The organism is Candidatus Megaera venefica, assembly GCF_034554655.1.
GTDB lineage: Bacteria > Pseudomonadota > Alphaproteobacteria > Rickettsiales > Rickettsiaceae > Megaera_A > Megaera_A venefica.
Genome location: NZ_JARJFB010000122.1, coordinates 1 through 5,675 on the forward strand (window position 1 = coordinate 1; position 5,675 = coordinate 5,675).

A 5,675-nucleotide genomic window follows, 5' to 3' on the forward strand; every position below is an offset into this window, starting at 1 on the left:
CTTCAGACACATCAAGATCTTGCTGCAAATATTCATAACCACAAAAATATTGCCAATAAATATTTTCCTTTAGCTCTTCCTCCGTAAACGAATCAGAACCGTTGTACATAGCTTGAAGCATTGATAGTGCTAGCATTACTCTATGATCTTTCTTATTTCTACCAAATTGCTTGATTTCAATGTTAGGCAATGCTCTGGCTTCAAGTTCAGACCAATTTACTAAATCCCTTAGTTTATATAACTTGTTTTTAGGATTTAGTTTTGTAGATAATTTCTCTTCAAATAACCTTTCTTGTTTTTGGAGAAAAGTAATATTTTCTATAGGCATAATTTTAAAATCCGTAAGCTTTATGCGGTAATTATACCATTTTCTTATGGATTTTGTAAGCTGTTTATGACATGAAACCCCTTGTTAATTCAGGCGGGGAGAGTTTTGACGGAGGGACTACTAATAGTAACTTGAACTATGGGCAAGAGATTAGTGGTTTGTTAGGCAATATATTTGTCATATTGTAAAGTCCTCAAGAGCAAACACCAATCATCTAGGGCTTGATCCGGGATCTTTCTGTCTCATGATATACTAGGCCAAGAGGGCGGGGAGGCCGCAAGCTTCATCAAATCCAGCCTGACGCTGCGTGGTAGCAGCCTTATACAAAACTTATTCCTAATCCTTTTTTAAGCACTTGTTTACAATAGACCTGTACTTAGTCTTAAGGTTACGTGTGGCCTTCTATATAAAAAAAGTTATCCGGGACTTGATTCAGAATCTTCTTTTTGCTACCTGATATCATGCAAGTTCAGATTTATTAGGCATTTTAGGAATATTTCTAGCTTACCCCTATGGGCTCAGTTTATGATGAGGAAGCAACCAATTGCATAGATTTTGTTTTTATGAATTCTACAGCTGGCTGGTTAAATGGGTTGATATTCATCATATGACTTAGTATGACTATTTCAAGCATAGAGTGGGCAACAAGAGAACCTATAGACCTGGATGACAAGTCTTTTAGCAAAATAGTTCTAATAGGAAATTGTTTGTTAACAAGTACCGATTCAGTGGCTAGAAAATTAGCTGTATTAATATCACTTAAGGACTTTTCTGCAATGTAGCTTAACTCCTTGAATGAGCATACCTTTGGGACATCTTTTAGATCTTTTACATAAAATAGGCTATAAATTTTATCTTGTGGACCCTCAAGGTAAAGCTGAAGCATGCTATGTTGGTCATTAGGTCCAAGTCCACGCAGCGGTGTTAACCCTCCTCCATTCTTCCCAAGTGACTCTGCAATTATTTGTGAGTACCATTCTAAGTACGATGAAAATTGTTGTAAGTAACCAATATTTACCATTATAGGTTTTTTAGTACTGAAAATTGCAGCAGCTGAGTACACAGCTTCATTTGATTCTTGGTTATACAAAAAATCTTTGATAACTCCTTCTGCCCCATCAATATAATCTTCCACTTCTACCCCAGCAACTGCAGCAGCAAGAGTTGTTACATTAGTAAGGCTAGAAAACCTTCCACTTATGTTTGGCATGTGTTCAATCAAAGTTGCCGATATTCTAGCAGCTATCTCGCTTAGAATTCCAGAATCAGGCTTTGTTATAAAAAAAAATCTATTACCGATTGATTTTATATTATTTTTTTCAAACTCAGAAATCATTGCTCCAACAAGGGCATTAGTCTCAAGAGTTTGACCTGAGTTGCTGATCGCTAAAACAGCACAATTGATAAGTGAAATAGTTGAAAGTAATTTTCGAAAATAAATTGGGTCTGTATTGTTCAAGAAATGAACTTTTGTCCTAGAGTTTAGATTATTAGAGTTAAGGTTTATTAAAGCTTCTGGATTCAAGACAGAGCCTCCCATACCAATTACAATTAAGTCTTTGAAGTTATCCTTAATCCTGTTGACAATTTCTTTAGAATGTTTGATTTGCTTTCTAGCGTTATTAGTGCAAAATATCTTATATTTATCATCTTGTCCTTGACCCAGTTCAAGAGTAATCTTAGAACTTACTTCTTTTGCCGCAAATTGAGCAATTTTATAAGCTTCAGAAACTACATTGAAATTTGTATAGCTGACATTAATCACTATATACACCAGTTTTGGATAACGAAAAACTCACAAACACTATTTTGCTCTTTCTGTATCTTACAATCTAAACTTGGCTAAAACTTGGGCTCTGGCCTAAGATCTTTTTTCATCTCCTGAGATGCTGAATCAAATTCAGCATGACTGGGTTAAACCATTATAACAAAGTTTAACTCTCTATCTTTTCTTTCTCTTCAATGCCTGTCTTTATTTTAGAACTATCGAGAGGAATTTTTTTTGCTTCTGACGCCAAAAGTAGTGGTATACCATCTACTACAGGGTATATAAGGCGAGCTTTTTTACTAATTAATATAGATTGATCTTGATCGTAAATTAACTTGTCCCCAGAAACTGGGCACACTATTAAATTTAGTAATTCTGTGGATAATTTCATTATATATCTAAAGTTAATTTAACCTAAATTTTTAGCACTATTCCAAGGAAGCACTTTACCGTTCAGATCAACAACTATATCTCCAGATTCATCATATTCGGCTGCAAAAAAAGATTGTCTGTTAGCAATTAATTTAACTGGTTTAATTTTTTTGCCATCATGAAAATATTCCTTGGCCTGTCCACGGCCTTCTGGGTTATTTTTTGAGGCAATTTTTGCTTTAGACATAATTTTTACTTACAATTGCTTGATAATGACGGAATAATAAGAATTTTTTATAAGATAGTCAAGAAAAAAGTTTTCCAATTCCACTTCTCATTAAGGATTTTTGATCCATCTTTGATGCTTTTTTCATCATAGTACTAATCTGTATAAACTGCTTTAATAGGACATTGACTTGTGGAACAGTCGTCCCTGAACCTAAAGCCACTCTCTTTCTTCTAGATGCATTAAGTAATGATGGGTTTTTTCGTTCTTTTTTTGTCATTGAAAGTACTATAGCTTCCTGATGAACAAGGATTTTGTCTCCAACACCTACATCTCCCATCTTATTTGTGAGTTTTGAAATACCTGGTATCATACTGAGCATACTGCTCATACCACCAAGTTTTTTAATCATTTTGATTTGTGCTATGTAATCATCAAGATCAAATTTACCTTTTTTGAATCGTGCAGCAGCAATTGAAGCCTCTTTCTGATCAATAACACTTGCAGCTTTTTCAACAAAAGATAATATATCTCCCATATCTAAAATACGAGAAGCTATTCTTTTAGCATCGAACTCCTCAAAGTCTGATGGCTTCTCGCCAGTACTTAGGAATTTAATAGGTTTGCCGGTAACGTACCTCACACTTAAGGCAGCTCCACCCCTTGAATCACCATCGATCCTTGATAAAATAATTCCAGAAATACTTAGTTTTTCTTGAAAAGCACTTGCAACAGTGACGGAATCTTGTCCGATCATTGAATCAATAACTAGTAAAGTTTCGGTGGGGTTGATAATTTTCTTAATAGAGGCCACTTCTGCTATCATTGCATCATCTATATGCAAGCGTCCTGCACTATCATAAATAACTACGTCATAGCCAGATAATTTAGACTCTTTTAGGGCTCTATGTGTAATTTCCAAAGGCTGTTGGTCTTTAATAATTTCAAGGCTATCCGCGCCGATATCTTTTGCAAGAATTGCAAGCTGATCCTGGGCCGCTGGTCTATATGTATCTAGAGACACTAGCAGCACATTTTTATTCTGCTTTTTCAGCTTTAGAGCTAATTTTGCACTCGCAGTAGTTTTGCCACTACCCTGCAAGCCAACTACCAATATATTGACGGGAGGAGAACTATTTAAATTTAATTTAGCTTCAGAGTCAGTTGGTGATAGTAAACTTATCATCTCGTCATTAATGATCTTTATGACCATTTGTGCCGGAGATACAGATTTGATTACTTCTTGTCCCTTTGCTCTTTCTTTAACCTTGGCAATGAATTCTCTCACTACCGGTAATGCAACATCTGCTTCAAGCAAAGCAACCCTAATATCACGCATTGCTGAATCAATTTGATCTTCAGTAAGCGCCCCACGCCCTTTGATTTTATCAAAGATTTTGGTAAGATTCTGTGTTAATGTTTGAAACATAGTAGTAAAGTATATATTCTAAAATTATCAGCATAGAGTTAGTAGGATATGCTAAATAAACCATAAATTCAAGTAGTCACATGCTCTCGATCGATCCAAAAATGCAAGGTGTATCTTCTACTAATAAACTTGGAAGACTTTCTAAAAAAGAAAAAGACGTTAAATTTAATACTAGTAAAAAAACCCAAGAATCTAGTCATAACGAAGCATCTTCTGCAGTAGCGGATATAGGAGGTATGCTTTTCTTGCAAGAAATAGACCAGTTTACCCACGATAAGCAAAACTTAGAAGAATTTGCAAAAAAAGCTTTTAAAATCCTAAAAGATCTTCAACTTGATCTTTTAGATGGCAAGCTATCTAGTCGTAGGCTTCATAATCTAAAAGATACACTCAATAGCAGTAAATTTATTGTCAACTCCCCTGGACTTGCTGATCTTGTCCAGCAAATTGCGCTTCGTGTTGAGGTGGAAATTGCCAAAATCGAAATTAACGAAGAGTAAACAGAATTCTTGTAGAACCTAATTAAATTACTAAAGTTTAAATACTATGAAAAAACAAATTTCACTAGATATTGTCAATCAGCTGAATAAAGGCGAGAAAGAAGCAACAAACCTAATGGAATTTTTAGCCGTTGACCTTACTTTATTACTTGCAAACACTATCCCAGAGTTCAATTTTCCCAAATTACCAAAACCATTAGGCATTACTAAGAAATTTAAATTAGTGGCTATATCATTGCACACCCAATTTGGATTTAAAATTTTTGATACACTAAGTATCCATAAATCAGATTCAATTAGAGCTTTGGCATGTTACATATTAGGAGAACAAAAGTTATCTTTCCCAGAAAAGCTAAATTTAATCAAACCACTTGCTGATGACCCAAATTCAGGAGTTAGAGAATGGGCTTGGATGGTGCTGCGAGCTGACTTTACACAAGAACTAACTAAATCTATAAAGTTGCTTAGCCGTTGGACTGAGGAGTCATCTGATAATATCAGAAGATTTGCTTCTGAGCTTAGCAGACCAAGAGGTGTATGGTGCTCACATATTAAGGAACTTAGAAAAGAACCTTGGCTTGGCCTGGATATAATAGAGCCACTAAGGTCAGATAAGGCAAAATATGTTCAGCTTTCAGTCGGTAACTGGCTTAACGATGCTGGCAAAGATCACCCCGATTGGGTAAAGGATTTATGTAGAGATTGGAGTAATCAGTCGACTACTCCATATACAGAAAAGATATGCAAAAGAGCTATGAGAAACTTGGTATAACCTAATTTTGTACAGTTTTAAATTGTTTGTGTAAGTAAGATACTACAAACAAGCATACGCATGCGGAAAATCCATAAACACATTTATATGTTACTTCATAAGCAAATATAGAAAACACTCTATTCACAGAGAATATATTTATGAAGAACAACGACATGACGGCCCCGTCAATTATAGCATATGCTAGCAAACTAATAAAATTACTCACGTAAAACTTGATTCTAATGTTATACTTGAGCTTGATGAAGAAAAAAGGCAACTTACTACCTTAGTTCAGCAG

At 35.0% G+C, this 5,675-nt stretch carries 7 protein-coding genes; 2 read left to right on the forward strand and 5 right to left on the reverse strand.

Annotated elements, in window-relative coordinates; all coding sequences use genetic code 11:
* From Megvenef_RS07045 to ffh, 5 genes are all read right to left on the reverse strand, one after another.
* On the reverse strand, window positions 1–328 hold a 328-nt coding region (locus tag Megvenef_RS07045; protein ID WP_322776028.1), incomplete at its 3' end, for a transposase.
* Between the two features lie 523 nt (window positions 329–851).
* Window positions 852–2,102, reverse strand: a complete 1,251-nt coding sequence (locus tag Megvenef_RS07050; RefSeq protein WP_322777262.1) for a hypothetical protein — start codon at window positions 2,100–2,102, stop codon at window positions 852–854.
* Between the two features lie 160 nt (window positions 2,103–2,262).
* A complete protein-coding gene (locus tag Megvenef_RS07055) occupies window positions 2,263–2,487 on the reverse strand; it encodes a Trm112 family protein (protein ID WP_322777263.1) in 225 nt (74 codons plus the stop codon).
* Between the two features lie 18 nt (window positions 2,488–2,505).
* Complete coding sequence (locus Megvenef_RS07060) at window positions 2,506–2,715, reverse strand: hypothetical protein (RefSeq protein ID WP_322777264.1); 210 nt, start codon at window positions 2,713–2,715, stop codon at window positions 2,506–2,508.
* Window positions 2,716–2,773: 58 nt separating this feature from the next.
* Window positions 2,774–4,123, reverse strand: coding sequence for a signal recognition particle protein (ffh, locus tag Megvenef_RS07065; RefSeq protein WP_322777265.1), 1,350 nt, complete (start codon window positions 4,121–4,123; stop codon window positions 2,774–2,776).
* A gap of 80 nt (window positions 4,124–4,203) precedes the next feature.
* On the opposite strand from ffh, the gene Megvenef_RS07070 reads away from it, so the two are divergent.
* Together Megvenef_RS07070 and Megvenef_RS07075 are read left to right on the forward strand one after the other, a co-directional pair.
* Window positions 4,204–4,623 (forward strand): flagellar assembly protein FliX, encoded by a 420-nt coding sequence (locus tag Megvenef_RS07070; protein ID WP_322777266.1) that lies wholly within the window; start codon window positions 4,204–4,206, stop codon window positions 4,621–4,623.
* A gap of 46 nt (window positions 4,624–4,669) precedes the next feature.
* Window positions 4,670–5,395 (forward strand): HEAT repeat domain-containing protein, encoded by a 726-nt coding sequence (locus Megvenef_RS07075; RefSeq protein WP_322777267.1) that lies wholly within the window; start codon window positions 4,670–4,672, stop codon window positions 5,393–5,395.
* The last annotated feature ends 280 nt before the right edge of the window (window positions 5,396–5,675 follow it).

Coding starts and splice junctions, on each gene's coding strand:
- Megvenef_RS07070 (WP_322777266.1), top strand. CDS start 4,204: ATGCTCTCGATCGATCCAAAAATGCAAGGTGTATCTTCTACTAATAAA.
- ffh (WP_322777265.1), bottom strand. CDS start 4,123: ATGTTTCAAACATTAACACAGAATCTTACCAAAATCTTTGATAAAATC.
- Megvenef_RS07055 (WP_322777263.1), bottom strand. CDS start 2,487: ATGAAATTATCCACAGAATTACTAAATTTAATAGTGTGCCCAGTTTCT.
- Megvenef_RS07060 (WP_322777264.1), bottom strand. CDS start 2,715: ATGTCTAAAGCAAAAATTGCCTCAAAAAATAACCCAGAAGGCCGTGGA.
- Megvenef_RS07075 (WP_322777267.1), top strand. CDS start 4,670: ATGAAAAAACAAATTTCACTAGATATTGTCAATCAGCTGAATAAAGGC.